Genomic DNA, 4395 nt, shown 5'->3' on the forward strand with positions numbered 1-4395 from the left:
CCATGTTGTCGCGGCACCAGTCGATGATCTGCTGCTCGGTCGTGTCCTTGTGGGTGGCGCGCAGCACCACCACCGCCTTGACTGTCTCGCCCCGGTAGCTGTCCTTGGCCGCGATGATGCAGGCCTCCTGGATCGCTGGGTGGCGGAACATCAGTGCCTCGACCTCGGCCGGCCACACCTTGAAGCCGCTGGCATTGATCATGCGTTTGAGCCGGTCGGTCAGGAAGAAGTAACCGTCCTCGTCCATGCGCCCCAGGTCGCCCGAGCGGAAGAACCGTTTGCCCTCGAACTCGATGAAGGCTGACGCCGTGGCATCGGGCCGCTTCCAGTAGCCCTCGAACACCTCTGGGCCATGGATGATGATCTCGCCCTGCTCGCCCACGGGCAGCTCCTGCAGCGTGTCTGGGTCGATCACCCGCGCATCGGTGCTCATGAACGGAATGCCCAGGCACTGCTGCTTGGGGTGGTCCGGCGGGTTGGCGTGCGACGGCGCCGCCGTTTCGGTCAGGCCATAGCCCTCGGCATACCTCAGGCCATATTGCTCCAGAAGGCGCTGCGCCACGGCCTGCGGCATGGCCGCTCCGCCACCACCGATATAGGCCAGGCTGGAGAGGTCATAGCTGGCAAAGTTCGGGCTGCCCAGCAGGTCGATGACCATGGTGGGAATGTTGGTCCAGGTGGTGACCTGGTAGCGCGATATCAGGCGCCCGGCCAGGTCGCGGTCCCAGCGAGGCATGATGACAAGTGTGGCGCCGCAGTAGATCGACGTGTGCATCACGCTCACCATGCCGGTGATATGGAACATGGGGACCACCGCCAGCGTCACATTGTCGGCAGACCCATTGCCCCACAGACTGGCGGCCACCGTGTTGTGCATGATGCTTTTGTGCAGGTGCATGCAGCCTTTGGGAAGGCCTGTGGTGCCGCTGGTGTAGGGCAGCAGCGCCAGGTCGGCCGGGCCTACCAACAAAGCGGGGGGCGCATCAGTACAAGCCAGGGCATCTACCCAGGCGTGGGCTTGCCCACCCTCCAGTGCCGGCAAGGGGTGGCGCGTGCCCAGCCAGTCCATCCACGCCTCGGGCGGTGCATCCATGCCGGTCACGGCCACATCAAACGCATCCGAGAACTGCGTGACCACCAGATGCGCCAGCCGCTCGCCAGGGGCCAACGCATTGCTGGCCTTGGCCATCTCCGGGGCCAGATCACCGGTGGTGATCGCCACCTTGGTGTCGGGATCGGTGATGTAGTGCTTGAGCTCTTCGGCCCGGTTCATCGGATTGACCGGCACCACCACTGCGTTGGCCCGCAGGATGGCAAAGTGGGCCATTACCAGCTGCGGGCAGTTCTGCATGCACAGCACCACCCGGTCACCACGCTGCACCCCCAGCTGGGCCAGCCGCGCAGCCAGGCGCTCCGCGCCTTCCATCAGTTGCCGGTAGCTGACCGTGGTGCCGAAAAACACCAACGCCGCCTTGTCAGGGTAGCGGCGTGCATTGGTGGCCAGGTTGTCCCACAGCGAGGTGGCAGGCAGTGTGATGGCGTGTGGAAGGCGGCGGGGCCAGAACTTGTAATGAGGGCGCATGGGGCAAACAGTCTCCTTTTGATCGCAAGCCTAGTTCGCAGCCCTCAGCACGACAATGGGGTGCCCTTCGGCAAGCGTCGCCAACGCGACCGCCCCCCTGGTCCATCGATTCTGCCTCGCCTCCGCCTTATCACACCTTTGGCAATCTAAGCGCGAGTGAGCTCTCGCATTTTGTGATGCGCGGAAGTCACCTTAATTCCGCAGATCCGTTTTGGATACGAAGTGTCACATTAATTCCGCAGATTCGTTTTGGACATGAAGTTCATCGTTGCGCTGGATCCTTAGAATGGCCTTGCATACAGGTAATAACCCTCTCTCCCTAAAGTAGAAAATTGCATAAGACAAGCCATATCTCCCTTGCCTCCATTCACGCTAGGCCAGCCTACGTTGAAGCTGTACTGAATCAGCTGACACATCGGAAGATCCCGCTGTTTTTTCGAGATGAGAGACAAGTGGATAGTCGAGTTGTGCTCGAGGGCCTCACCCAAGGAACGCTGGGTTCTAATGTTTTCTACGAAGTGTTGCTAAAGGAAGCAATAACCCGGGTCGTCGGAATCGTGGCGGTCCAAAAACCCGCGACGAAGGAATCGCCAGCCTATATTTCCTTCTTGCTCATTGATGCAGACTTTCGCGGTCGCGGTCTGGGGCACGACGTTATTCTTCTTCTCGACAAGGAACTAGCCCAGTTTTCTGACACGATCTTGCTCCATGTTTCACCTCCCAGCCCCAGCCTGATTGCATTTTGGCAAAGCAACGGTTTCGCCACGGTGGACGGTCTTCAGGAGATTGTGGGTGTAGATCAAACGAAACATACTGGCGCACTGATGCAAAAACGGCTTCACACGACCGCTTCGCTCGAGCTACTGCACTAAATGCCGGTCCTTATCGGTGAGACCAACCGTCTCACCGCCGGAGATAACTTCAGTCAACTATTGACCTGCGCCCACAGCTTGTCCAGCCGCTTCACGCTGACCGGCTGGGGCGTGCGCAGCTCCTGCGCAAAGAAGCTCACGCGCAGTTCCTCCAGCAGCCAGCGCAGCTCTTGCATGCGGGCATCCACTGCGCCCTTGCGCTCGGCCACCAGGCGCCAGTAGCGCTGCTCTTGCGGGCGCAGCTCGGCCAGCTTGGCGGCGTCGCGGGCGGGGTCGGCGCGGTATTTGTCCAGGCGCAGGGTGATGGCCTTGAGGTAGCGGGCGTAGTGCGCCAGTTGCGCCCAGGGGGCCACAGCGATGAAGTTCTTGGGGACCAAGCGTTGTAGCTGCTGCAGGGCGTCCGCTGTCGCGTCGGGCGCGTTCTTCGTGTCTTTGATCTTGCGGGCGGCGGCTGCGTATTCGGTGAGGATGGTGGCGGCCAGGCGCGCGACCTCGTTGGCGATCAGCGTGAGGCGGCCCCGGCCCTCTTCCACGCGGCGCTTGAAGGCGTATTCGTCGGTGGGCAGCGGGTCGAGCAAGAAGGCGCGGTCCAGCGCCACGTCGATGATCTGGGTGCGCAGCTCTTCCTGCGTGCCTAGGGGCATGTAGGCCACAGCCATCTTCTGCAGATCGGGGATGTTCTTTTCGAGGTACTTGAGGGCGTCCTTGATCTGCAGCGCAAACAGGCGGCGCAGGCCCGCGCGGTGCTTGGCGGCGGCCACCTCGGGTTCGTCGAAGACTTCGATGGTCACGGCGTCGCCGCCGTCGATGAGGGCTGGAAAGCCGATCAGCGTCTGGCCGGCCTTCCTGATCTCCATGAGTTCGGGCAGCTCGCCGAATGTCCAGGTGGTGTAGCGCTGGCCAGCAGGGGTCGATGGTGCAGCGGGTGCGGAAAGCGTCGTGCTGCCTGGCTTGGCCGCTGGGCCTGGCCCGTTAACTCCTGATTTGATAGCACCCCGGGCATGATTCTCTAGCGCCTGCGGCGCTTTTTGCTTCAAATCCGCTGCATCGGCGGCTGTACTGCCCAATTTGAGCCCCGCCAGCGCCTGGAACGCGCCCCGCGCCTTGGCACCCCACTCAGCCTTGAGTGCGCCCAGGTTGCGGCCATGCCCCAGCTGGCGGCCGTGCTCGTCCACCACGCGGAAGTTCATGAACAAATGGGGGCTGAGCATGTCGAGCTTGAAGTCGGCGCGCTTCACGTCGAGCGAGGTTTCGTCGCGCACCTGCTTGAGCAGCACATCGGTCAGGCTGCCCGTGCCAAAGCGCTCGGGTGCGCACAGCAGCTCGGCCAGGCGCGTGGCGCTGTCGGGCAGCGGCACAAAGCGACTGCGCGGGCGCTGGGGCAGGCTTTTGAGCAGGGCCTGGATTTTGTCCTTGAGCATGCCGGGCACCAGCCACTCGCAGCGCTCGTCGCTCACCTGGTTGAGCACAAAGAGCGGGATGGTCACGGTGATGCCGTCACGCGCATCGCCGGGCTCGTGCAGATAGCTTGCAGCGCAGTCCACACCGCCCAGGCGCACCGTCTTGGGAAAGGCGTTGGTGGTGATGCCGGCAGCCTCGTGGCGCATCAGCTCTTCGCGGGTGAGCTTGAGCAGGTCGGGTTGCTTTTTGCTTTCTTCGCGGTACCAGGCCTCAAAGCTATGGCCGCTGCACACTTCGGGCGGCAGTTGCTGGTCGTAGAAGGCGTAGATGAGTTCGTCGTCCACCAGCACGTCCTGCCGGCGGGACTTGTGCTCCAGCTCTTCGACCTTGGCGATCATCTTCTGGTTGGCGGCCAAAAACGGCAGGCGCGTCTCCCAGTTGCCGCCCACCAGAGCTTCGCGGATGAACACCTCGCGCGCAGCGTGCGGGTCCACCTTGCCGAAGTTCACGCGGCGGTTGTTGTAGACCACGATGCCGTAG

Annotated in this window: 3 protein-coding genes; 1 reads left to right on the plus strand and 2 read right to left on the minus strand. The window is 62.6% G+C overall.

Annotation, left to right across the window (positions count from 1 at the left end; all coding sequences use genetic code 11):
* Positions 1-1582, minus strand: a 1582-nt coding sequence (locus DBR23_RS19595; protein WP_233250582.1) for a long-chain fatty acid--CoA ligase, incomplete at its 3' end; no start/stop codon positions are given.
* A 452-nt stretch (positions 1583-2034) separates the two neighbouring features.
* Between DBR23_RS19595 and DBR23_RS19600 the strand changes: the two genes are divergently transcribed.
* On the plus strand, positions 2035-2454 hold the full coding sequence (locus tag DBR23_RS19600) for a GNAT family N-acetyltransferase (protein WP_158276474.1): 420 nt from the start codon (positions 2035-2037) through the stop codon (positions 2452-2454).
* 53 nt (positions 2455-2507) lie between these two features.
* Here the strand turns inward: DBR23_RS19600 and DBR23_RS19605 are convergent.
* Positions 2508-4395, minus strand: a 1888-nt coding sequence (locus DBR23_RS19605) for a DUF3418 domain-containing protein (RefSeq protein WP_146191378.1), incomplete at its 5' end; no start/stop codon positions are given.

Origin of the sequence: Acidovorax sp. HMWF018 (genome assembly GCF_003061035.1) — a bacterium.
In the GTDB taxonomy this organism is placed as follows: domain Bacteria; phylum Pseudomonadota; class Gammaproteobacteria; order Burkholderiales; family Burkholderiaceae_C; genus Acidovorax; species Acidovorax delafieldii.